A 24,350-nucleotide genomic window follows, 5' to 3' on the forward strand; every position below is an offset into this window, starting at 1 on the left:
CGAAAAGTTAACGGCTTGTAAAAGAGTTTCCCTGAAATTTACGCTACAGCATCTTTCGCCGCTTTGTCTGCAGCATCATCCTGCGTCATGCGATTCAGTTTCGGTGCGGTCAGCAGCATCAGCACTGCGATAACGGCAGTGGCGATACCAATCTGCAAGAAGACACGGCCATAGACTTCAAGCGACATCAGCGGATCGGTCACGTTATCCGGAACCGCCATCATACCCGCAACATAACCACCAATCAGGTTTGCGCCAGCAGTGGTCAGGAACCAGCTACCCATAATGAAGCCCATCAGACGCTGCGGAACGAGTTGTGCAACCATCGCCAGACCCAGACCGGAAATCATCAGTTCACCGATACTCTGCAGGCCATAGCTTACTACCAGCCAGCTTACAGAAACGATACCAGCGTCAGACGCGAATTTCGCACCCAGCGGCAGAATCAGGAACGCGCCAGAACACATCACCATACCGATTGCGAATTTAGTCGGCATCGGCAGGGTATCGCCCATCTTGTTATAGATAGCGGCCAGAATCGGGCTACCAATAATGATCCAGAACGGGTTGAGTGCCTGATACTGTTCAGGTTCTACTGCCATACCCAGAATAGTATGTTCAACGTTACGAATCGCAAAGAAGTTCAGTGACGTTGGCATCTGGCTGTACAGCACGAAGAAGATGATTGCTTCAAGCATCAGGATGAAGGCAACGATCATTTTGCGACGCGCAGCACTTTTCATCGAGAAGGCTTCTTTACCGAAGATAACCACGATACCGAAGGCAACAACGCCCAGCGCCATACGCGCAACTTCCTGATTGTGCAGCAGCCAGGTGGCAACAGTGATCAGTACTACAACACCAATAATGGTCAGCAGCAGGTTACGGTAGTTGATAGGCTCGAAGTCAGGTTTTGAACCGTACTGCTTAACCCAGCGTTGGCAGAAGGCAAAGTTAACGATAGTGATCAGCAGACCCACAACGCTTAGCGCAAATGCAACGCTCCAGCCGTATTTCGCGGCCAGCCACGGCGTAGCAATCATAGAGAAGAAAGAGCCGATGTTGACGGACATGTAGTACATGGTGAATGCACCGTCCAGACGCGGGTCGTTTTTCTCATAGCAAGTAGAAAGCAGTGAAGACGGGTTGGCTTTAAACAGGCCGTTACCGACCGCAATCGCCGCCATACCCATATAAACGATACCGGCATCGTGACCAGACCAGGCAACCAGAGCATAACCAATCGCCAGCACAATAGCGCCGAGCATAATTACGCGTTTAGTACCCAGTACCTTGTCACCTAACCAGCCGCCGATAGCGACCAGACCATAAACCAGGGCACTAAAGGAGGAGAAAAGGGTGATTGAATCCGCTTCAGACATACCCAGTTGTTTAACCAGGTAAACAGCCATAATTCCTTGTAGGCCGTAATAACCAAAACGTTCCCATAACTCAATCGAGAAGATGAGATAGAACGACTTCGGTTGTTTGAAAGCGTTCAAACTGACGCTTTCAGTTGGTTTTTGGTTTGCAGTGGACACTTTTACCTCTTTTTTTACAACCCATATTAACGGGGGGGCTTTCTCGCGTTATGCCTAAAAAACATACGCGCAATTGTTATAGTGGGAGGGGAAACGGCAGGTAATGTTCACTATCTTGCACTTTCAGACAAGTCCTTTGTAATAATCTGTTACATATAACTGAAGTGGGGAATTCAACCATTCCGGGAAATGTTATCCAGCGTTAAATTTTTCAAAAAACGTAACGGCAGATTTTTTCACTACATTGAGAGGGGGATGATGGTCTAATGGAGATATGTTCTGCTATTTGCTGTCTTTTCTGGTGAGATAGTCCAGATTTAGAAAAATAGGTAGTGTAATGTTTTGTAGGTCAATGTTTGTTGCGTGTGTAAATTTAAATGATTTTAACCTTGTTCTTGCAATGTTTTTACATTGCCACAGCATCGTGATTTTGATCACGAATGAATAGAAAATTTCGCTATTAAAAAAACAATTAACCTGCATTTTTGGTTATCTGCAAACGGATTACCTGATGATAACGCGACATAGCGGCATCATTGACGTTAAAAAGATGTTTTACAAGAGGATAAAGAAAGGTTATGGATGGGGTAATCGGTGTTACCCCGTTTCTTCAGATATCAACTTTCTCTTTGTATTCACAAAGATCTTCAATAATGCAGGAGCCACAGCGGGGCTTGCGGGCAATGCAGGTATAACGCCCGTGAAGGATCAACCAATGGTGGCAATCGACTTTAAACTCTGCCGGAACCACTTTCAGTAGCTTTTCCTCTACCTGTTCGACGTTTTTCCCCGGCGCAAACTGAGTACGATTACAAACGCGGAAGATGTGCGTATCGACAGCAATAGTCGGCCAGCCGAATGCAGTGTTTAATACGACGTTGGCTGTTTTACGACCTACGCCGGGCAGGGCTTCAAGTGCAGCACGATCTTCCGGAACCTCGCCATTATGCTGTTCCAGTAAGATACGGCAGGTTTTGATGATATTTTCTGCTTTGCTGTTATAAAGCCCAATAGTTTTGATATAGGTTTTCACTCCTTCGACGCCCAGTTCAAGCATCGCTGAAGGCGTATTAGCCACCGGGTAGAGTTTCGCCGTCGCCTTATTAACGCTGACATCGGTGGCCTGAGCGGAAAGCAGTACGGCAATCAGCAATTCAAAAGGCGAACTGAAATTAAGCTCGGTTGTGGGATGAGGATTGTTCTCTCGCAGGCGAGAGAGGATCTCCAGGCGTTTTGCTTTGTTCATCAGACATTCCCTGTTTCACCGTTTGGCAATGCACGTTCAGCAGCAGCTTTAGCACGGCGTTTTTTCATTCTTTCATCAATCAGGTATTTGCCTGCCAGCATCAGTCCCAGGCCAATAAATGCACCTGGTGGCAGCATTGCCAGCAGGAAAGGGGAGTCGGTATGGAAAATCTCTACGCGTAATACTTTTGCCCAGCTACCTAACAGCGCATCAGCACCATCAAACAATGTGCCATTGCCGATAATTTCGCGTAGTGAACCCAGCACGAACATCGCGCAGGTCGCACCCATGCCGATTGAAAAGCCGTCCAGTGCCGAAAGTGCCGGACCTTTTTTGGCAGCGAAGGCTTCAGCGCGACCCACAACGATACAGTTAGTGACAATCAGCGGAATAAAAATCCCTAACGATTGATACAGGCCAAAGGCGTAGGCGTTGATCAGCATTTGTACAGCGCTGACCACCGAGGCGATGATCATCACGTAAATGGGAATGCGGATCTCGGCTGGCGTCCAGTGACGCAGTGTCGAAATGGTCAGGTTGGTCAGCGTCAGCACCAGCGTTGTCGCAAGTCCTAAACCCAGGGCGTTAGTGGCAGTAGACGTGACTGCCAGTAGCGGACAAAGGCCGAGCAACTGGACCAGCGCAGAGTTGTTTTTCCATAACCCTTGAACAATAACGTCTTTAATTTCGCTCACGGTTTATTCTCCACAGGCAGGAAGTTGAGACAGTTGTGCCGGTAACGTCTGAGCGTACAATCCGGCGCGTTTTACCGCATTAACCACCGCGCGGGGAGTAATCGTCGCGCCGGTGAACTGGTCGAAATCACCACCATCTTTCTTCACCGCCCAGTGCGCATCATCCGCACTACTGATTTTTTTACCCGCAAAATGGGTGATCCAGTCAGAAAGGCGCAGTTCAATCTTATCGCCAAGCCCTGGCGTTTCGTGGTGCTCTGTCACGCGCGTGCCCAGTACCGTGCCGTTAAAATCGGCTCCTACCAGCAGCTGAATCGCGCCGGAATAGCCATCTGGCGCGGTTGCTTCCAGAACGGCAGCTACCGGTTTGTCATCCTGTTTGGCGATGTAAACCCGATGCTCACCTTTACCTAACTCTGGTGCAGTCACTCGATAGCAATTCTGCGACAGCGCATTGTTATAGCGTTCGGTTGGCAGCACCTGATCAAATAACGCTTTTTGTTGCAGACTGGCCTGTTCAGCAATCGTCGTTTTGGTCATCTGGTTGATGGCCGCAGTTAACCCTGTTGAACCCGCTGCAAATAGCGCCAACGTAATGCCGTGTTTTTGGATAGTTTTCAGCATGGTTTACCCTTTGCGATGGCCGTAGACGCGAGGACGCGTGTAGTAATCGATCAGAGGAACCGTAATGTTCGCCAGCAGGACGGCAAAAGCCACGCCGTCAGGATAGCCGCCGAAACTGCGGATCAACCAGACTAATAAGCCCGCCAGCGCGCCGAAAATCAGCCGACCACGATTGGTCGTAGAAGCGGTAACCGGGTCAGTCAAAATAAAGAATGCGCCGAGCATGGTCGCACCAGACAGCAGATGAATTTGCGGTGATGCCAGTGTTTCTGGTGAGAACAACCAGCCCAACGTTGCGCATAACGCCAGCGTTACTAAGAAGCTGAGGGGAATATGCCAGCGAATCGCTTTCTGCCATAGCAACCATACGCCGCCAGCCAGCCAGGCGAGATTTACCCATTGCCAGCCTGCACCCGCGAAAATACCGCTGTAGATCGGATATTGCATAATCTGTTCAACCGAATGGCCGGCGCGGACAGAGGTTTTGAATGTATCCAGCGGTGTCGCCTGACTAATGCCATCAATACCTAAGCGTAGCGTGTTCATATCAGCGCCACTGGCGGTATGACCGCTGAAAATAACCTGTACGGCGTCGATAAAACCAGGGATGTTGACCGCAATTTCATGCGGCGGTAACCAGCTGGTCATCTGCACCGGGAAGGAGATCAGTAAGACCACATAACCAATCATTGCCGGATTAAATGGGTTTTGCCCCAGGCCGCCATACAACTGTTTAGCGATGATCACCGCAAAAACCGTAGCCAGCACGACCATCCACCACGGCGTGAGGGGAGGAATACTTACCGCCAGCAATAAACCTGTCAGCAATGCTGAGTTATCTTTCAACGTTGCGGCTACCGACTGCTTGCGTAGTTTGAGTACGAGAGTTTCGGCTAACAGAGCACTGACCGACGCCAACAGGATCTGCACGAGAGTGCCCCAGCCAAAAAACCACAGTTGCGCTGCGATTCCTGGTACGGCTGCGAGCAACACCAACAGCATAATGCGCGATGTCTGGCGTTGGTTATGGGTATAAGGGGAACTAGCTATTCTGAATACCATTTAGTCCTCGTTTACAACCTTTTGCGGGGCGGCTTTTTTGGCCTGAACGCGGGCAATAGCCGCGGCAACTGCCGCTTTGCGCGGATCAACCTGTTCTTCTGGTTCCGCATTAGCCTGTTGTTGTTCCAGCTTACGTGCTTTGGCACGGGCAATAGCAGCTTCGACGGCGGCTTTGCGCGGATCGACCGGTTGTTCTGGTTCCGCATTAGCCTGTTGTTGTTCCAGCTTACGTGCTTTGGCACGGGCAATAGCGGCTTCGACGGCGGCTTTGCGTGGATCGACCGGTTGTTCTGGTTCTGCGTTAGCCTGTTGTTGTTCCAGCTTGCGTGCTTTGGCACGGGCAATAGCGGCTTCGACGGCGGCTTTGCGCGGATCGGCCTGTTGTTCTGGTTCTGCGTTAGCCTGTTGTTGTTCCAGCTTACGTGCTTTGGCACGGGCAATAGCGGCTTCGACGGCGGCTTTGCGTGGATCAGCAACGGTTGCTGTGTCGTTAGTTTGCTGCAATTCAGCCTGCTTCGCTCTGGCTTGCGCTTTACGGGCTTCCCGTGCTGCAATAATTGCACTGTTATCCGGGCGTTCGCCCGCTTTAATCACAACAGGCTGTGTAGCCCTGGCCTGTTTCTCTTTCACTCGCGCCAGAGCGGCAGCAATCGCATCTTTATCTTTAGCGGCAGGTTGAATGGCTGCGCTTTTATGTCGTTCAAGGCGAGCCGCTTTTTCGCGTTCCAGACGAGCCTGGCGTGCTTCGAAACGCGCTTTGGCTTCTGCCGCGCGTTTCTCTTCCTGACGAATTGCCGCAATTTCAGCTTTTTCCTGGCGGAAATATTGCACCAGGGGGATATTGCTCGGGCAAACCCACGCGCAAGCCCCACATTCAATGCAGTCGGCAATGTTATGTGTGGTGGCTTTATCGTGCTGCTGACCTTTGCTGAACCAGTACAGCTGTTGCGGCAGAAGATCCGCAGGGCAGGCGTCAGCACAGGCGCTACAACGGATGCAGCTTTGTTCTTCCTGTAGTTCGCCAAATTCATTGGCTGAAGGAGCCAACAGACAGTTGGTAATTTTTACGACCGGGACATCCAGCCACGGCAAGGTAAAGCCCATTAGCGGGCCGCCCATAATCACCATTTGATCGCCAGAAGGACAGAATCCGGCATCATTCAATAAGTGGCGCACTGGCGTACCCAGTCGTGCCCAGACGTTACCAGGGTGTGCGATTGCTTCGCCAGTCAGGGTCACGACACGCTCGGTAATCGGCTCGCCATCAATAACGGCACGTTTCACTGCGTAAGCGGTGCCGACGTTTTGCATTAATACGCCGATATCGGACGAGCGGCCGCCATGTGGAACCTGCTTCCCGGTCAGAATGTAGGTTAATTGTTTGGCGCCGCCAGAAGGATATTTGGTTGGAATCACTCGTAGAGAAATATCGTGGGAGTCCGCAAGCACTGCGCGCAGCATGGAAATCGCCTGCGGTTTGTTATCTTCAATGCCGATAAGAACTTCGCGTGGCTGCAGGATATGCGCAAGAATGCGAATACCCTCTACGACCTGAGCCGCGCAATCCTGCATTAAACGGTCATCGGCAGTAATGTACGGTTCGCACTCGGCTGCGTTGATAATCAACGTTTCAATTTTATCACCACCGCCCTGCAATTTAACGCCTGTCGGGAAGCCCGCACCACCCAACCCGGCAACACCAAACTGATGAATGCGTTCGATTAACGCTTCCCGACTGCGAGAGCGATAGTCGGTCCAGCCGTCGCGCGGGACCCAGCAGTCTTCGCCATCGGCATCAATAATCACGCTTAATTCAGCTAAGGCTGAAGGATGAGCCGTAGAGTGGGGCGCAATAGCCGTAACGGTCCCCGAGGTGGGGGCGTGAACCGGCAGCATTTTGCCGCGACCACGGGTAAGCGGCTGGCCGCGCAATACTTTATCACCGACGCTAACGCACAACTCACCTTCAGCGCCAATATGCTGTTTCAGTGGAATGACAAAACGCTGCGCCAGTGGTACCTGGCGCAGCGGCGTACCGTTGGACTGGGTTTTCATCTCAGGTGGATGGATGCCGCCGTTGAAATCCCAGATTTTATTTTTTCTGAATGCAGAGAATAACTTAAGCATGGTGTTCCACGGGAATGATACGCACGGGAATGGTGTTCAGATCCCATTTCCAGGAATCAGGTGTTTCTGCGACCGGTTGCAACGAGATGCAGTGTGTCGGGCACGGATCAACACATAAATTGCAGCCAGTACAGAGATCACTCATGACCGTATGCATGGCACGGGTAGCGCCAATGATGGCATCTACCGGACACGCCTGAATACATTTAGTGCAGCCAATACAGTTATTTTCATCAATAACCGCCACCATCCGCGCTGGTGTTAGTTCTTGCGTTTCGCCATCCAGCGGCTGCGGCTCGACATTAAGCAACTCGGCAATTTTTAGCATCACAGCTTCGCCTCCAGGGGCGCAGCGGTTGATTTTTTCACCGTTACAGCTGATGGCTTCCGCATAAGGGCGACAGCCGGGATAACCGCACTGGCCACACTGGCTCTGCGGTAAGATTTCGTCAATTTTCTCAACGACCGGATCGTCTTCCACCGCAAAACGGCGGGAGGCATACCCCAGAATGGCGCCAAACGCCAGGCCCAGCAGGCTCACGGCGGCAACGGCAATCCAGATAGCATTCATTACAACTTCACCAAACCACTAAAGCCCATAAAGGCCAGAGACATAAGACCTGCGGTAATTAACGCAATGGCATTACCGCGAAAAGGTGCCGGGACATCAGCCACAGCAAGGCGTTCGCGGATGGCGGCGAAGAGAACCATCACCAGCGAGAAACCGACAGCGGCAGAAAAACCGTACAGTGCCGACTGCAAGAAATTGTGGCCGAGATTGATATTCAGCAACGCCACGCCGAGCACTGCACAGTTGGTGGTGATAAGCGGCAAAAAAATCCCCAGCAGACGGTAAAGCACCGGGCTGGTTTTGCGCACCACCATCTCGGTGAACTGCACAACCACAGCAATCACCAGAATAAACGCCAGGGTGCGCAGGTAAATCAGATTAAGCGGGATCAAAATCCACGTGTCGATAAGCCAGGCGCAAATAGACGCCAGCGTCATCACAAACGTTGTTGCCAGCCCCATGCCCATCGCGGTTTCCAGCTTTTTGGAAACCCCCATAAACGGACAGAGACCGAGAAACTTGACCAGTACAAAGTTATTGACCAGTACAGTTCCGACAAACAGTAACAGGTAGTCAGTCATTTTTTGGCCTGAAATAAAAAAGCCGCCTATTATCCGTTAATCCAGAGCAGGCGACAACAGGTTAACTGTAAGGTTATTACGGATTCACAAACGTCGCTTTCACCCGCGACGAGCGTTTGAAATAGGGGACGATCAATGCGGTTGCCAACAAAGTAAACAGCAACTGGCGAACGGCTATGCCATCTTCCACGGGTGAAAAAGCGAACGCTTTTACTGCCAGTAATACGGAAATAAGCAGCCAGATAATATAGTGTTTAGGAACACAACGCCGACGTTTAAAGAAAGCGATGGTCAACCACAATGTGTAATACCACATGGCGATAGCGGTTATAAAAGAAACGGCCCATAAGATTTGTGTTGTCAGTGCTTGTTCGCCGAGCGTTTGAAATGTTTGCTGAGAAGACAACGCAGTGGCATATAGCAACAGCGCCAGCGTCGTGCTCAACAGAGCGACTAAAAGCCAGGCCAACGGGCCAAGCAACCAGCCTCCAATACGTTGTGGCGTTGTGGTGGTCATAGGTTCTCCAGAATAGCGACGCAAACAGGCAAATCTAATTTTAGGGGCGTGATTATAAGGCTTTTATAACCGATCGCTACTTTCTTTATTGGACATAGTGCCAGACGGACTTCGGTATCTGGCCGAGGTCAAACAAACGCCCGCCAGAAACCAGTTCTGCGCGGCGGTGATCGGCGGCACGATACATATTGAACAGTTCCTGATCGTCCGTCAGGGTGTAATTAAGATGGTCGTAGAGTTTTTCCAGACTTTCGAGTGAACTAATTTTGCGAAATTTTAATAAGTAGTCCTGAACAGTCATAAAAGGTCCATAAAATAATTAATACCAAAGGGGGAGGTATTATTAGTGATGGTAAAATCTCACCAAAAGTGAACGCTTGTGTTATTACAATAATAAGAATGCGCTGATGCCAAATATCCAGGGATGAAAACTGCTCTGAAAAGAATAACTCGATTTACTATCCCTGACAATCACCAACAGCATCGCACAAGATAATAAATTCCTGGTTTAATATCCGACAAGTAGAAACATGCACCCGGATGGGCGGCATGTTGCTCTACAAGCACAGAGTTTACTTGTGTTGTATCGTAGCACTCTGTTCAGGGGGGTGGTAGTTGTCAATGTGACTCGCCACGCCAAGAAGAATGACTGAAACGGCAAGAACGATCCAACCGGTTAATTCAATAAGACGATTCATTACTGCCCACATCTATGTTGATTGATCCATTAACTTCAGGGGGTAAATGTTACTTAGCAATAATAGCTCCAGCAAGATTTTTACTGAGGTTTTTGCGATATTTAGCTTTTGTTGTTGGAAAATTCGCTATTTTTTTGACTTAAGTTAAATAACTTCCCTTATGGTTGGCCGGTTATTAAATTGTTGAGCGAGGGTAAAGGATAGTGTCAAATAGCCATCATACTTCAATGAGAGGCAATGACATGAGCGACAACATCCGTGTTGGGTTGATTGGGTATGGTTATGCGAGCAAAACCTTCCATGCGCCCCTGATTGCGGGCACGCCCGGGCTGGAACTGGCGGTAATTTCCAGCAGTGATGAAGCAAAAGTAAAAGCCGGCTGGCCAACGGTTACGGTTGTCTCTGAGCCGAAACATCTGTTTAACGATCCCAGCATAGACCTGGTTGTCATTCCTACACCCAACGATACCCATTTTCCGTTAGCCAAAGCGGCGCTTGAGGCGGGTAAACATGTGGTCGTTGATAAACCTTTCACCGTGACACTGTCACAAGCGCGAGAGCTGGATGCGCTGGCAAAAAGCCTGGGGCGTGTGCTGTCTGTATTTCATAACCGTCGCTGGGATAGTGATTTCCTGACGCTAAAAGGTTTGCTCGCGGAAGGTGTGCTGGGTGAAGTCGCTTATTTTGAGTCTCATTTTGATCGCTTCCGTCCACAGGTGCGCGATCGCTGGCGTGAACAGGGCGGCCCTGGCAGCGGTATCTGGTACGATTTAGCGCCGCATCTTCTTGATCAGGCCATTACGTTATTTGGTTTACCGGTCAGCATGACGGTGGATTTGGCACAGCTACGGCCCGGAGCGCAGTCGACCGATTATTTCCACGCCATCTTGTCCTATCCGCAGCGGCGAGTCATTTTACACGGCACCATGTTGGCAGCAGCTGAGTCAGCACGCTATATCGTGCATGGTTCCCGAGGCAGTTATGTGAAATATGGCGTCGATCCACAGGAAGAACGTCTGAAAAATGGCGAGCGTCTGCCGCAGGAAGACTGGGGCTACGATATGCGTGATGGCGTACTTACCCGCGTGGACGGTGAGGAGTGTGTCGAAGAAACGCTGTTGACGGTGCCGGGGAATTATCCGGCTTACTATGCGGCTATTCGTGATGCGTTAAATGGTGATGGTGAAAATCCGGTTCCGGCAAGCCAGGCAATCCAGGTAATGGAGTTGATTGAACTGGGTATCGAATCTGCCAAACATCGCGCGACGCTGTGTCTGGCGTAAATACTGAAGAATTTAGGCCGGACAAAGCGCTTGCGCCGCATCCGGCGATAAGCTTAATGCCTGATACGACGCTTACGCGCCTTATCAGGCATGTTCTTATTTCGTGGCGACTTTTTCTCGCAGCGCGCGTTTTTCCTCTGCGCTGAGGAAAGCCATTTCCAGACCATTAATCTGTGCCTGGCGGATTTGCTCGCGGGATAACCCGGCAGCCGGCGCGGCAACGGTATATTCGTGAATGATATCCACTCCCTGTACGCCAGGATCGTCAGTGTTAATACTGGCGCGAATGCCATGCTCCAGGAATGTTTTCAGCGGATGTGCGGCCAGATCCACCACGGTGCTGGTCTGAATATTGGAGGTCAGACAGGATTCAATACCAATTTGCTGCTCGGCGAGAAAATCCATCAGCGCCCGATCTTCAATGGCTTTTACGCCGTGTCCAATGCGCTCAGCCCCCAGTTCACGAATCGCCTGCCAGATGCTTTCCGGTCCGGCGGCTTCGCCTGCATGGACAGTAATATGCCAGCCAGCATCACGCGCGCGGTTGAAGTGAGAAAGGAACAGACTTCCGGGGAAACCACGTTCATCACCGGCTAAATCAAGCGCGGTAATCTGGTCACGGTGGGCTAAAAAGGCCTCCAGTTCTTGCTGACAGGCGGCTTCGCCGAAGGTCCGGCTCATAATGCCGATAAGCTTCGCCTGCACACCAAAGGTGCGGCAACCTTCACGTACGCCAGCTATCACCGCGTCGACAACACCCGCGACTGGCAGCTGATGTGCCATTGCCATGTAGCCCGGTGAAAAACGCAACTCGACATAGTGCAGGCCGTTACGGGCAGCATCTTCAATGTTTTCAATTGCTACGCGGTGGCAGGCATCAAGAGAAGCGAGAACTTTAACGCCCCAGTCAAGTTTGGTCAGAAAACTCACCAGATCGGGTTCGTTGGCAATGACCTGAACGTGGGGGAGCAGTGTTTCCAGGGATTGTGCAGGAAGCGGGATATTATACTGGCGGCCAAGTTCAAGAATGGTCTGAGGACGAATGTTGCCATCAAGGTGGCGATGGATATCAGTTAATGGCAGGGTGGTATCAATCATGGTCGCACTCTTTTTCTGGATATAAAAGTGCGCACCATTATAAAAACAAATCAGGATAAAAATCCACGATTGCGCAACGTTTATTTTTCGTTGCGCAATTGAGGTTAACGAACAGCGCAGATGGCGTTAATTAATCCAGCAACACCTTTTTCCAGTTTCGAACGTGGGCAACCAGCATTGAGTCGGACAAAACCACGACCTTCTTCGCCGTAGGTATACCCCGGCATGATCGCGACTTTTTCTTGCTCGATAAGTGCTTTTTGCAACATGTTGTCGTCAATATTCAACGGACGCAGATCAAGCCAGGCCAGATAAGTGGATTGCGGGATCTGCCAGTTGAGTTCAGGGAACGCGGCGTTCATTTTATCTGCAATATACGTCAGGTTATCTTTTAGATAGACGCGTAACGCATCCAGCCACGGTGCGCCTTGCTGATAGGCGGCGATATGGGCAGTTAACGCCAGTACCGAAGGGGAAGAAAGCCCATCACGTCCTTTGAGTGCCGATAAATAGGCTTCACGGCTGGCGCAATTTTCTATAATCCCGTAAGCACCGGTCAGGGCGGGAATGTTGAAGCTTTTCGATCCCGACGTTAGCAACGCCCAGTCTCCGCGCGCCATATTACTCCAGGGAATATGCGGCTGCTCGCCCCAAACCATATCCATATGGATTTCATCGGAAATAACCCGCACACCATGACGCTCGCACAGGTCAGCCATGATCTCCAGTTCATCGCACGTCCATACTTTGCCGGTAGGATTCTGTGGGCTACACAGGAGCATAATTTTACATTCTGGTTTCGCTAACTCGGCCTCCAGCTTGCCCATATCGCAAAACCAGCCGTCAGCCTGCTTCTCTAAAGCAACGGGCATTACTGTACGCTGATTACCTTCAATGGCCTTGTAAAATGCGTCATAGGCGGGAGTGTGGATCACCACGCCTTCACCTGTTTCAGACCACTGACGAATCAGTTCTGAGACCATATAGATAACAGAAGGGCCATACACTACTGACTGAGGATCGATGGCGGTGTAATGCTGGGTGGAAAACCAGTGGGCAATAGCCGCGAGAAATTCATCGTTTTTCCAGCGGCTGTAGCCAAACACGCCGTGCATCAGGCGCTGGTTGAGCGCCTCGATAATGCAGGGGGCAGTGGTAAAATCCATGTCTGAAATCGTGAAGGGGAGCAGGTCAACAGTGCCGAAACGGTCAGCGACATAATCCCACTGCGTACACCATGTGCCATGACGATCCACGACCTTTGAAAAATCGAACATATCTTATCCTTATGCCTGGACAGTATGCATCAGACCGGCCATTTCATCTTTTACTGACTGAACTTGTGGTCCGATAACAACCTGCAGGTTATGTTGATTAAGTTGTACTACGCCAATTGCCCGATTGTCCTTCAGTGCCTGCACATTAACAAGCGACATATCTTTCACTGACAGACGCAAACGGGTAATGCAGTTATCCAGGCTGACAATATTGTCGGCACCGCCTAAGGCTTCCAGGATTGCCGGAACGTTATAACCTGATTTACCCGGCGCACCGGTAACGGCTTTTTCGATTGAGCTGGCAACTTCGCTATCGCGACCCGGGGTTTTCAGATTGAAGCGGGTGATAGCGAAACGGAAGATGACGTAGTAAACAACAAACCAGATTGCCGCCACCACTGGCACCATGTACCACTTGGTTGACAGACCATGCAGGATGCCGAACACCACAAAGTCGATGATATTGCCGTCGGTATTACCGATAGTGACGCCGAGCACTGACATGACGGTGAAGCCGAGTCCGGTTAACAGCGCGTGGATGACATACAGAACCGGCGCTACGAACAGGAACAGGAATTCCAGCGGTTCGGTGGTGCCGCCAACAACACAGGCGATCAGGCCTGAAATTAGCAGACCTTTAATTTTATGGCGATTTTCCGGGCGTGCACAGTGATACATCGCTAACGCCGCACCTGGCAGACCGCCGAGGAACGCAGGCATTTTGCCTTGCGAAAGGAAACGCGTGGCGCTTTCAGAAAAACCGTGAGTGGTCGGGCAACTCAATTGCGCCTGGAAGATGGTCAGTGCGCCGCTGACGGTTTGACCGCAGACTTCCTGCGTGCCGCCTGCGTCGGTAAAGCGAATTAATGCCACCAGAATGTGATGCAGACCAAACGGCAACAGCAGACGTTCACCCGTACCAAACAGCATCGGTCCGAAATCTCCCGCGCTGTTGATCATATGGCCTAATCCGCTAATACCCATGGCGAAAATCGGCCAGACTAACGGAATCACCAGACCGACAAGGCCCATCACCAGCGAGGAGATGATTGGCACGAAGCGCGTACCGCCGAAGAATGCCAGCGCATCCGGCAGGCGGATATTATGGAAACGCTCATGAAGCATCCAGACGATAATACCGGCGATCACCGCACCGAGGATCCCTGTGTCGATCGACTGGATCCCAAGAATGCTCTGGATGTTATTGGCTTTCAGAACAGCGGCGTCCGTGGTCGGCAGAATGCCTTTATTGGTCAACCAGAAGTTAACGGCGAGGTTCATTACCGCGTAACCGACGAAGCCAGCGAATGCTGCCACGCCTTTGTTTTCGCGTGCCAGACCCAGCGGGATGGCGATACAGAACATGACGGGAAGGAAACTAAAAGCAAACGAGCCAATTTTACTCATCCAGGTAAAGATAGCCTGCAACACGGGGTTGCCCAATACCGGGATCAGGGTGATGACATCATGGTTGCTAAGAGAACTACCAATGCCGAGCATAATGCCGCAGAACGATAATAATGCCACGGGTAACATGAAGGTTTTGCCTAGCTGCTGGAAGAACTCCCACAGCGTGACTTTCGGTGCTGCTTTCGCCGTCATAAAACGACTCCTCGTAGAGAACTATCTGGATTCAGTAAATTGCGCGAGAAGATAAAACGTTTTATCAAATTTTAGTGAGGCATAAATCACATTACGCAACGATAATAGCGGGTATAAGATAAATAAAAGGTAAAACGTTTTATCTGTCACATAATCAGGGAGTCGGTCATCTGTATGGCTACCGCCAAAAAAATCACCATTCATGATGTTGCGCTGGCTGCGGGCGTGTCGGTCAGTACCGTTTCGCTGGTGCTTAGTGGCAAAGGGCGAATCTCTACCGCCACAGGAGAACGCGTCAACGCCGCCATTGAAGAGCTGGGATTCGTGCGCAATCGTCAGGCGTCGGCACTGCGCGGCGGGCAAAGCGGCGTCATTGGTTTGATCGTCCGTGATTTATCTGCACCGTTTTACGCCGAATTAACGGCCGGATTGACGGAAGCTCTGGAGGCGCAGGGACGGATGGTTTTTTTGCTTCACGGCGGTAAAGATGGCGAGCAGCTGGCACAGCGGTTTTCACTGTTACTGAATCAGGGTGTCGATGGTGTGGTAATTGCCGGGGCCGCAGGAAGCAGCGATGACCTGCGACGGATGGCAGAAGAAAAAGCTATCCCGGTGATTTTCGCTTCCCGTGCCAGTTATCTTGATGATGTTGATACGGTTCGCCCGGACAACATGCAGGCTGCACAGTTGTTGACGGAACATCTCATTCGCAATGGGCATCAGCGTATCGCCTGGCTGGGAGGGCAAAGTTCCTCATTAACCCGTGCAGAACGGGTGGGGGGGTATTGTGCAACGCTACTAAAATTTGGCCTGCCTTTTCATAGCGATTGGGTGCTGGAGTGCACTTCCAGCCAGAAGCAAGCTGCGGAAGCTATCACGGCGCTTTTGCGTCATAACCCGACTATCAGCGCCGTGGTTTGCTATAACGAAACCATAGCGATGGGGGCATGGTTTGGTTTGCTGAAAGCAGGGCGGCAAAGTGGGGAAAGCGGAGTCGATCGTTACTTCGAGCAACAGGTTTCGCTGGCGGCATTTACCGATGCGACACCAACCACACTTGATGATATACCCGTTATCTGGGCCAGCACGCCTGCGCGGGAACTTGGTACCACACTTGCGGATCGCATGATGCAAAAAATCACCCATGAAGAGACGCATTCACGCAATCTTATTATCCCCGCCCGGCTCATTGCGGCGAAATAATCCTCTTTTTATCTGCTATACCGGGATAGCGTGTTCAACTCATTAATGTCCCTGCCCAGTAAGTGTCATTGGTTAACCAATTATTGGGTGAAAAGTTCATGAGTCGAGTGTGCCTTCGCACTATTCAACAGCAATGATAGGCGCTCACCTGACAACGCGGTAAACTCGTTATTCACTAACTATAATGGTTTAATGATGGATAACATGCAGACTGAAGCACAACCGACACGGACCCGGATCCTCACTGCTGCCAGAGAGATTTTTTCAGGAAATGGATTTCACAGTGCCTCGATGAAAGCCATCTGTAAATCCTGTTCTATCAGTCCAGGGACGCTCTATCACCATTTCATCTCTAAAGAAGCCTTGATTCAGGCGATTATCTTACAGGACCAGGAGAGGGCGCTGGCCCGTTTCCGGGAACCGATTGAAGAGATTCATTTTGTTGACTATATGCTCGAGTCTATTGTCTCTCTCTCCCACGAAGCCTTTGGGCAACGGGCGCTGGTGGTCGAAATCATGGCAGAAGGGATGCGTAACCCACAGATCGCCGCCATGCTTAAAAATAAGCATCTGACAATCACCGAATTGGTTGCCCAGCGGATGCGTGATGCCCAGCAAAAAGGCGAGATAAGCCCAGACATTAACACGGCAATGACCTCACGTTTATTGCTGGATCTGACCTATGGTGTACTGGCCGATCTCGACGTGGAAGAGCTGGCGCGTGAAGCGTCGTTTGTTCAGGGATTGCGCGCGATGATTGGCGGTATATTAACCGTATCATGATTCTCTCTTTCCGCGGGCTGGTGACAACTGTGCCCGCGTTTCATACCTTAATTTTCCTGTACAAAAAACAGTCTCTCGGTCAGAGAGTTCCCCCATAATATTCACCGTAGACATATGTCATGAGGTTGTATCCTTCTCAAGATGCTAGAGCGAACTTGTGGCATCTTTCAACGCTGTTATTTCTTTCTTGCCGCCGGTAAAGGGCGATGGCAGGGGGCTGGGCGACCGCCTGAATTACTGGGATGTGAAAATGAGTATTCAGTATGACGGTATGCCAAAACGCCGGAGAATTTTCTCTCCGGCGTTTTGGCGGTGAATTACTGTTGCGGAATGGTCGGTACTGCTGGAACGGTAAGCGCTGGCATTGCAAACATGCCAACAAAATCTTCCAGTGGCATTTTCTGCCCGTTTAACGTTATCTGACCGTTAGCATATTGCAGGCTGGTAGTAATGGTATTGTCCTGCAAGGTAGTCAGACGGAACATCTGCCCCATTGCTGACGCACCTTCAACTTGCTGTTTCGCCAGTTTTTTCGCCTGCTCCTCCTGATAACCTTCCAGCTTCGCTACCTGAGTCATCAGCTCAGTTGCCATATCCACCGGGATGGTCAGTTTCGCATCCAGAGATTTAACCGAGTGGTCCACTTCCTGAGCCAGCGTTTGCGGCGCTTCTTTAGATGTTGCCGGATCTTTCAGGAACAGCGACAGATTCAGCGCACTTTCACCCTGACTGTTTTTCCAGCTTAGCGGCGCGATAGTAATCACTGGATCGCCTTTCAACATCAGCGGCAGGGCGCTAAAGAAGGCTTCTGTCACTTTATCCTGATAAAGTTCGGGATTGTTGGCAATTTCTGGCTGTGCCAGCAGCGCCTGAGTTTGCGCGTTATATTGCTGGCTAAACTGATGCCAGGCTTCGCCATCAATCTGGCCGACTTTTAAAGTCAGTTTGCCGCTGCCCAGATCCTGATTCTGTACCTTCAGGCTATTTAGCGAGTAATCCAGTTGGCTATTGATCGTTTTACCGTCATTCACAAGGTCTGATTTACCGCTGATTTCCATGCCTTCCAGCAGTGCCAGTTCTTTGCCTTCAACAGAAATAGCCATTTTTTCCAGCGACAGTTTTTGGTTGCCGATGCGCTCACCAAAACTTGCTAGTGTGCTGGAACCGTCGGTTTTCAGATTATTAAAGGTTAACTGCACTTTCTGGTTGTATTCGTTAACCGCGTCAACCCGACCACTTTGCGCCTCCCCGGAAAGGGAAATGGCTTTGCCGTCTCTGTCAGCATTTAACTGGAACTCGCCGCCGCTAAAGGCGACCTTTTCATCCTTTTGTTCGTAATTCAGTGGTTTGAGCGAAATATCGGAACTGGAATCACCGCTGTAACCAATGCGGGAGTTAATCTCAAAAGGCGTTTCACCTTTTGCCATATCAAACAGTGGTTTGCTTACTTCGTTATTGACCAGCGTGGTTTGAATTGATGCTATCGACGGGATCAGATTCAGTTTTTTAAGCTGGGCAAGCGGGAAGGGACCATGATCAACCGATTCGTTGAAGATGACGCTCTGACCGCTTTTAATCCACGGATTTTCTTTCCCGGCCATGGGTTTCACCAACAGTTGCAACTGGCTGCTGAATACGCCGCGATGATAGTTTTGATAACTCACTTCCAGGTTGGATTCCGGCGCTGTTAGTTTGAGTTGCGCGTTCGCCTGCGCGACCATGTCTTCGAGATGGGTTTCAATCTTCTTGCCTGTATACCATGCGCCGCCTGTCCAGACTACGCCTAGCGCAACAATGACGCCTACCGCGACCAGCGATTTATTCATAATAATTATCCATAAAATGAAATCAGGCGGACTGGCCGCCTGAAGGTGTTATAAGCCTTTAATAAGCTTAGCAAGAGATGTTAATTTTTTCAGTAAGCTCTTACAGCTTGTTGTAAACACGGGCCAAACGTCCGTGGCCTTTGACGGTCACCGGTGACTCGTTGGCGGCAATAAACGCAGATTCACCCGGTTTAAGCTGTAAATGCTGAGAGCCTTTACACAGGGTCGCTTCGCCTTCAACGCAGAACAGAATGGCGGCGCTCTGCTGGCTGATGGGGGTTTCTTTATCACTAAGGTCATGCAGCGAGAAGGCAAAATCGTCCACCGGAATCGGGAAGTCCAGTTCTGCACCTTGTTTCACCGGCTGGGTCAACAACTGGTTAGCCGGTTTGGCTTCGAACTTCACGTTGGCAACCAGTTCCGGAATATCAATGTATTTAGGCGTCAGACCCGCACGCAGCACGTTATCGGAGTTCGCCATCACTTCCAGCGCCACACCTTGCAGGTAAGCGTGCGGTGTTTCTGCGAACAGGAACATCGCTTCGCCAGGATTCAATTTCACCACATTCAGCAACAGCGGGGAGAACAGACCGCTGTCTTCCGGGTAAAATTCAGAAATTAAACGAATTGTTTGCCACGGTTCACCCTGCTGGCTGTCGAGCGCCGATTTTAAAATCGCCAGTGCGCGGGATTTTTCTTCACCCTGCATATTCAACAGGCTGGCGAACAGTTCGCTTAAACGTTCGGCATTAGGCTGTTGTAAAAAGTGATCAATCGCCGGATGTGCACCTGCGACCAGCTGGAGCAGGGAGACAATCTCGGAAAACTCACGAAACGCGTTCATCGCGAGGAAAGGCGTCAGAGCAAAAACCAGCTCTGGCTTGTGGTTAGGATCTTTATAGTTACGCTCGGCGGCATCCATCGGAATACCTGCGGCATTTTCTTTGGCAAAACCGATTTCAGAATTGCGTTTGTTTGGATGAACCTGAATGGAGAGCGGCTGTGCTGCGCATAATACTTTGAACAGGAAAGGCAGTTCGCCAAAGCGTTTGGCAACGGCTTCTCCGAGCAGAGTCGATTTATCACTCTCAATCACATCACGCAGTGAAACGATATCTCCGGCGGCATTCTGCACACGTGAACTGCTTTTCGGATGTGCGCCCATCCACAGCTCAGCCATCGGCTGACTGGACGAATTTTCCATACCATAAAGTTCAGTCAACGCCGTTTTGCTGCCCCAGGCATAGTTTTGCACTGAGTTAATGAGTTTTTGCATGATCAATCCCTGTTTAAATGTGGAAATTAATCCCGCTATTAAAGCAAGAATCCAACGGGAAGTAACCTGGAGCCGCAAAAAGTCGTACTAGTCTCAGTTTTTGTTAAAAAAGTGTGTAGGATATTGTTACTCGCTTTTAACAGGGCAACGGAACACCCGCCCAGAACATAACCAAACCAGGCAGTAAGTGAGAGAACAATGTCAAACAAACCCTTTCATTATCAGGCTCCTTTTCCACTCAAGAAAGACGATACCGAGTATTATCTGCTAACCAGCGAACACGTTAGTGTTTCTGAATTTGAAGGGCAGGAGATTTTGAAAGTCGCGCCTGAAGCGTTAACTCTTCTGGCGCGTCAGGCGTTTCATGATGCGTCATTTATGCTGCGTCCGGCTCACCAACAACAGGTGGCCGATATTCTGCGTGACCCGGAAGCCAGCGAAAACGATAAATATGTGGCGCTGCAATTCCTGCGTAACTCCGACATCGCGGCAAAAGGTGTTTTGCCAACCTGTCAGGATACCGGCACCGCGATTATTGTTGGTAAAAAAGGGCAGCGTGTATGGACCGGTGGTGGCGATGAAGCGGCGCTGGCGCGTGGTGTCTATAACACCTATATCGAAGATAATCTGCGCTACTCGCAAAACGCGCCGCTGGATATGTATAAAGAGGTGAATACCGGCACCAATCTGCCAGCGCAGATCGATCTTTATGCCGTTGAGGGTGACGAATACAAATTCCTCTGTATCGCCAAAGGTGGCGGTTCGGCAAACAAGACGTATCTCTATCAGGAAACCAAAGCGTTACTGACGCCGGGAAAACTGAAAAATTACCTGGTTGAGAAAATGCGTACGCTGGGTACGGCGGCGTGCCCTCCGTATCACATTGCGTTCGTTATTGGTGGTACGTCTGCGGAAACTAACCTTAAAACGGTAAAACTGGCTTCCGCAAAATACTATGACGAACTGCCAACGGAAGGGAATGAACACGGTCAGGCCTTCCGCGATGTGGAACTGGAAAAAGAATTGCTGATCGAAGCGCAAAATCTCGGTCTGGGTGCGCAGTTTGGTGGTAAATACTTCGCTCACGACATCCGGGTGATACGTCTGCCACGTCACGGCGCATCCTGCCCGGTCGGAATGGGCGTCTCCTGTTCTGCTGACCGTAATATCAAAGCGAAGATCAACCGTCAGGGGATCTGGATCGAAAAACTGGAACATAATCCGGGAAAATATATCCCGGAAGAGCTGCGCAAAGCGGGCGAAGGCGAAGCGGTTCGCGTTGACCTTAACCGTTCGATGAAAGAGATCCTCGCGCAGTTGTCGCAGTATCCCGTTTCTACACGCTTATCGCTTAACGGCACGATTATCGTCGGTCGTGATATTGCCCACGCCAAACTGAAAGAGCGAATGGATAACGGTGAAGGGCTACCGCAGTACATTAAAGATCATCCGATTTACTACGCGGGTCCGGCCAAAACGCCGGAAGGTTATGCCTCTGGTTCTCTTGGCCCAACGACCGCCGGGCGGATGGATTCTTATGTCGATCAACTGCAAGCACAGGGCGGCAGTATGATTATGCTGGCGAAAGGCAACCGCAGCCAGCAGGTGACGGATGCCTGTAAAAAACACGGTGGCTTTTACCTCGGCAGTATCGGCGGTCCTGCGGCAGTGCTGGCGCAGGGAAGTATTAAGAGTCTGGAATGTGTTGAATATCCGGAACTGGGAATGGAAGCCATCTGGAAAATCGAAGTGGAAGATTTCCCGGCGTTTATCCTTGTGGATGATAAAGGAAATGACTTCTTCCAGCAGATACAACTTACGCAGTGTATCCGCTGTGTGAAATAAACTGAGCCGTCCTTCGGGGCGGCTTTTTTACATGGCACAAAAGACCAAACATTTGTTATCAAATAGTAAATAATAAGTGAGCTAAAAGTTGCTTAACGTAAGCAAAACAGAAAGAAAAAATTAATCAGGTGAGGAGCAGGCCATGAATACAGTACGCAGCGAAAAAGATTCGATGGGGACGATTGATGTCCCGGCAGATAAGCTGTGGGGCGCACAAACTCAACGCTCGCTGGAGCATTTCCGCATTTCGACGGAGAAAATGCCTGCCTCACTGATTCATGCGCTGGCGCTAACCAAGCGCGCAGCGGCAAAAGTTAATGAAGATTTAGGCTTGTTGTCTGAAGAGAAAGCGATCGCCATTCGTCAGGCGGTGGATGAAGTACTGGCGGGACAGCATGACGATGAATTCCCGCTGGCTATCTGGCAGACCGGTTCCGGCACGCAAAGTAACATGAACATGAACGAAGTGCTGGCTAACCGGGCCAGTGAACTACTCGGTGGTGTGCGCGGGATGGAACGTAAAGTTCATCCTAACGACGATGTGAACAAAAGCCAAAGTTCCAATGATGTCTTTCCGACGGCGATGCACGTTGCGGCGCTGCTGGCGCTACGCAAGCAACTCATTCCACAACTTAAAACCCTGACACAAACTCTGAATGAGAAATCCCGTGCATTTGCCGATATCGTCAAAATTGGTCGTACCCACTTGCAGGATGCCACGCCGCTAACACTGGGGCAGGAGATTTCCGGCTGGGTAGCGATGCTGGAGCATAATCTCAAACATATCGAATACAGCCTGCCTCACGTAGCTGAACTGGCTTTGGGCGGTACAGCTGTGGGGACTGGATTAAATACCCATCCGGAGTATGCGCGTCGCGTGGCAGATGAACTGGCAGTCATTACCTGTGCACCGTTTGTTACCGCGCCGAACAAATTTGAAGCGCTGGCGACCTGTGATGCCCTGGTGCAGGCGCACGGCGCGTTGAAAGGGTTGGCTGCGTCACTGATGAAAATTGCTAATGACGTCCGCTGGCTGGCTTCCGGCCCGCGCTGCGGAATGGGTGAAATCTCAATCCCGGAAAACGAGCCGGGCAGCTCTATCATGCCGGGGAAAGTGAATCCAACCCAGTGTGAAGCATTAACCATGCTCTGCTGTCAGGTGATGGGGAACGACGTGGCAATCAACATGGGGGGCGCTTCCGGAAACTTTGAACTGAATGTCTTCCGTCCGATGGTGATCCACAATTTCCTGCAATCAGTGCGCTTACTGGCAGATGGCATGGAAAGTTTCAATAAACACTGCGCAGTGGGAATTGAACCGAATCGTGAGCGAATCAATCAATTACTCAATGAATCACTGATGCTGGTGACGGCACTCAATACTCATATTGGCTATGACAAAGCCGCCGGGATCGCCAAAAAAGCGCATAAAGAAGGGCTGACCTTAAAGGCCGCAGCCCTTGCGTTGGGTTATCTTAGCGAAGCTGAGTTTGACAGTTGGGTACGGCCAGAACAGATGGTCGGCAGTATGAAAGCCGGGCGTTAATCTGCAACATACAGGTGTAACCGTGGAATGATTAAACGAAGCGGTTGCGCCTGTGGTTTATAACGGTGCTGCACATTGTCGGCATCGTAATTTAACAACTCGCCAACGTCCGGCACGCTCGCGCCATTATCCCGATTAATCAGCGCAATAAGCGGCGTAGGGCAGGCGTGTTGTACTTGTTTTTGATCTCCTTTGTACCAGACGCGGGCAATCGGCTGCACCTTAACCGGACGTTTGATTTTTAATTTCGCGTTCTGCGGCAGGGCCGCAATATCCTGATACTCACGCTCCAGTTTTCTTTGCCACTCCTCGCGCGTCCATGGAGCGACACTGCGTGGGGATTTCAGGCTTTTTTCCAGCTGTGCCAGGACTTCATCACGATGCAAATTCTTAATGATATGTTTATTCGCCCAACCAAAACGTAAAGTGGCGGGGTCGTGCAGAACAGTGAGCGTTCGGTAAGCATTAAGGGTGATTAGGCCCGGCAAATGACGATGCACCCATTCAAAACGCGCCGCTGTGGGGCGTTCTGACTCAACCGTGACGATATGTTCGAAAGTGGTCTTGAGTTGATTGATGCGCTGAATATGACAGACCAACGCCGCTTGCGAAAGGTTATCAACCTGGTAACACAACACACCTGGCAGACGGACAGCGGCTTTGCTGCTGCGATTTTCAGACTGTTGCTGAATAAACAAATGGCGGAAATGACGTATCGCCAGTTCCTGCGCCTCTTTGCCGAGATGTTGCCTTACCTCAATACGATTAAGCGGGTTATGTTCATCCTCTTTTTTCACCTCCGGCAAAGAGAACACGCGGGCAACTAATAGCTTGTGTTGTTCAAGATCTGCGGCAAATGCAGCCAGCTCTTGTTCCATCTGGCGAAAGGTCGTGTTGAGTCGGTCTACGAGATCGTAACGAGTCATAATAATTAACCACTTTAGTTACA

General features: G+C 50.6%; 22 protein-coding genes and 1 pseudogene. 6 read left to right on the plus strand and 17 right to left on the minus strand.

Annotated elements, in window-relative coordinates; translation table 11 throughout:
- Positions 1-38: 38 nt before the first annotated feature.
- The 11 genes from dtpA to blr all read right to left on the minus strand — a co-directional run bounded on the left by dtpA (position 39) and on the right by blr (position 9,662).
- The gene (gene dtpA / locus A7090_RS13175; RefSeq protein WP_105274361.1) at positions 39-1,541 is read right to left on the minus strand and encodes a dipeptide/tripeptide permease DtpA; all 1,503 of its coding nucleotides are present in this window, start codon (positions 1,539-1,541) and stop codon (positions 39-41) included.
- A 610-nt stretch (positions 1,542-2,151) separates the two neighbouring features.
- The gene (nth, locus tag A7090_RS13185; RefSeq protein WP_105274363.1) at positions 2,152-2,787 is read right to left on the minus strand and encodes an endonuclease III; all 636 of its coding nucleotides are present in this window, start codon (positions 2,785-2,787) and stop codon (positions 2,152-2,154) included.
- Complete coding sequence (rsxE, locus tag A7090_RS13190) at positions 2,787-3,482, minus strand: electron transport complex subunit RsxE (protein ID WP_098027609.1); 696 nt, start codon at positions 3,480-3,482, stop codon at positions 2,787-2,789. Before rsxE ends, nth begins: the two co-directional genes overlap by 1 nt.
- A 3-nt stretch (positions 3,483-3,485) precedes the next feature.
- Positions 3,486-4,106 carry an electron transport complex subunit RsxG gene (rsxG, locus tag A7090_RS13195; RefSeq protein ID WP_105274364.1) on the minus strand — a complete coding sequence of 207 codons (621 nt, stop codon included), beginning with the start codon at positions 4,104-4,106 and terminating at the stop codon, positions 3,486-3,488.
- Between the two features lie 3 nt (positions 4,107-4,109).
- Entirely contained in the window at positions 4,110-5,168 is a 1,059-nt protein-coding gene (gene rsxD / locus A7090_RS13200) for an electron transport complex subunit RsxD (protein ID WP_105274365.1), read from the minus strand.
- Complete coding sequence (gene rsxC / locus A7090_RS13205; protein WP_105274366.1) at positions 5,169-7,295, minus strand: electron transport complex subunit RsxC; 2,127 nt, start codon at positions 7,293-7,295, stop codon at positions 5,169-5,171. It lies immediately after the preceding gene.
- On the minus strand, positions 7,288-7,866 hold the full coding sequence (gene rsxB / locus A7090_RS13210) for an electron transport complex subunit RsxB (protein ID WP_105274367.1): 579 nt from the start codon (positions 7,864-7,866) through the stop codon (positions 7,288-7,290). The genes rsxC and rsxB overlap by 8 nt, the downstream gene beginning before the upstream one ends.
- Positions 7,866-8,447: an electron transport complex subunit RsxA gene (rsxA, locus tag A7090_RS13215; RefSeq protein ID WP_000133193.1), complete on the minus strand. Its 582-nt coding sequence runs from the start codon at positions 8,445-8,447 to the stop codon at positions 7,866-7,868. Before rsxA ends, rsxB begins: the two co-directional genes overlap by 1 nt.
- 76 nt (positions 8,448-8,523) lie before the next feature.
- Positions 8,524-8,964 (minus strand): DUF2569 domain-containing protein, encoded by a 441-nt coding sequence (locus tag A7090_RS13220; protein ID WP_105274368.1) that lies wholly within the window; start codon positions 8,962-8,964, stop codon positions 8,524-8,526.
- Between the two features lie 85 nt (positions 8,965-9,049).
- A complete protein-coding gene (gene ydgT, locus A7090_RS13225; RefSeq protein WP_105274369.1) occupies positions 9,050-9,265 on the minus strand; it encodes a transcription modulator YdgT in 216 nt (71 codons plus the stop codon).
- Between the two features lie 271 nt (positions 9,266-9,536).
- Complete coding sequence (gene blr, locus A7090_RS13235) at positions 9,537-9,662, minus strand: division septum protein Blr (RefSeq protein WP_105274394.1); 126 nt, start codon at positions 9,660-9,662, stop codon at positions 9,537-9,539.
- A gap of 242 nt (positions 9,663-9,904) precedes the next feature.
- Between blr and A7090_RS13240 the strand changes: the two genes are divergently transcribed.
- On the plus strand, positions 9,905-10,945 hold the full coding sequence (locus tag A7090_RS13240; protein ID WP_105274370.1) for an oxidoreductase: 1,041 nt from the start codon (positions 9,905-9,907) through the stop codon (positions 10,943-10,945).
- A 96-nt stretch (positions 10,946-11,041) separates the two neighbouring features.
- On the opposite strand, the gene add is transcribed toward A7090_RS13240, so the two are convergent.
- The 3 genes from add to malX all read right to left on the minus strand — a co-directional run bounded on the left by add (position 11,042) and on the right by malX (position 14,922).
- The gene (gene add / locus A7090_RS13245) at positions 11,042-12,043 is read right to left on the minus strand and encodes an adenosine deaminase (RefSeq protein ID WP_105274371.1); all 1,002 of its coding nucleotides are present in this window, start codon (positions 12,041-12,043) and stop codon (positions 11,042-11,044) included.
- 104 nt (positions 12,044-12,147) lie between these two features.
- A complete protein-coding gene (gene malY, locus A7090_RS13250; RefSeq protein ID WP_105274372.1) occupies positions 12,148-13,320 on the minus strand; it encodes a bifunctional maltose regulon transcriptional repressor/cystathionine beta-lyase MalY in 1,173 nt (390 codons plus the stop codon).
- Between the two features lie 9 nt (positions 13,321-13,329).
- Entirely contained in the window at positions 13,330-14,922 is a 1,593-nt protein-coding gene (malX, locus tag A7090_RS13255; RefSeq protein WP_105274373.1) for a PTS maltose transporter subunit IICB, read from the minus strand.
- Positions 14,923-15,096: 174 nt separating this feature from the next.
- Here malX and malI point away from each other — a divergent pair, with 174 nt between their 5' ends.
- The 3 genes and pseudogenes from malI to A7090_RS26575 form a co-directional block, all read left to right on the plus strand.
- Positions 15,097-16,125: a mal regulon transcriptional regulator MalI gene (malI, locus tag A7090_RS13260; protein ID WP_032280932.1), complete on the plus strand. Its 1,029-nt coding sequence runs from the start codon at positions 15,097-15,099 to the stop codon at positions 16,123-16,125.
- A 192-nt stretch (positions 16,126-16,317) separates the two neighbouring features.
- Complete coding sequence (locus A7090_RS13265) at positions 16,318-16,908, plus strand: TetR/AcrR family transcriptional regulator (RefSeq protein ID WP_105274374.1); 591 nt, start codon at positions 16,318-16,320, stop codon at positions 16,906-16,908.
- A gap of 199 nt (positions 16,909-17,107) precedes the next feature.
- Positions 17,108-17,224: pseudogene (locus A7090_RS26575) on the plus strand (hypothetical protein); the annotation flags it as partial.
- 1 nt (position 17,225) lies between these two features.
- Here the strand turns inward: A7090_RS26575 and A7090_RS13270 are convergent.
- A complete protein-coding gene (locus A7090_RS13270) occupies positions 17,226-18,734 on the minus strand; it encodes a YdgA family protein (RefSeq protein ID WP_105274375.1) in 1,509 nt (502 codons plus the stop codon).
- A 100-nt stretch (positions 18,735-18,834) separates the two neighbouring features.
- Positions 18,835-20,010 (minus strand): mannose-6-phosphate isomerase, encoded by a 1,176-nt coding sequence (gene manA / locus A7090_RS13275; protein ID WP_105274376.1) that lies wholly within the window; start codon positions 20,008-20,010, stop codon positions 18,835-18,837.
- 198 nt (positions 20,011-20,208) lie between these two features.
- On the opposite strand from manA, the gene fumB reads away from it, so the two are divergent.
- Entirely contained in the window at positions 20,209-21,855 is a 1,647-nt protein-coding gene (fumB, locus tag A7090_RS13280; RefSeq protein ID WP_105274377.1) for a class I fumarate hydratase, read from the plus strand.
- A 142-nt stretch (positions 21,856-21,997) separates the two neighbouring features.
- Positions 21,998-23,401 carry a class II fumarate hydratase gene (gene fumC, locus A7090_RS13285; protein WP_105274378.1) on the plus strand — a complete coding sequence of 468 codons (1,404 nt, stop codon included), beginning with the start codon at positions 21,998-22,000 and terminating at the stop codon, positions 23,399-23,401.
- Here fumC and tus read toward each other — a convergent pair.
- Positions 23,398-24,327 carry a DNA replication terminus site-binding protein gene (gene tus / locus A7090_RS13290; RefSeq protein WP_105274379.1) on the minus strand — a complete coding sequence of 310 codons (930 nt, stop codon included), beginning with the start codon at positions 24,325-24,327 and terminating at the stop codon, positions 23,398-23,400. The two genes, fumC and tus, sit on opposite strands and share 4 nt — an antisense overlap.
- Between the last annotated feature and the right edge of the window lie 23 nt (positions 24,328-24,350).

The organism is Escherichia sp. MOD1-EC7003 (genome assembly GCF_002965065.1).
In the GTDB taxonomy this organism is placed as follows: Bacteria; Pseudomonadota; Gammaproteobacteria; order Enterobacterales; family Enterobacteriaceae; genus Escherichia.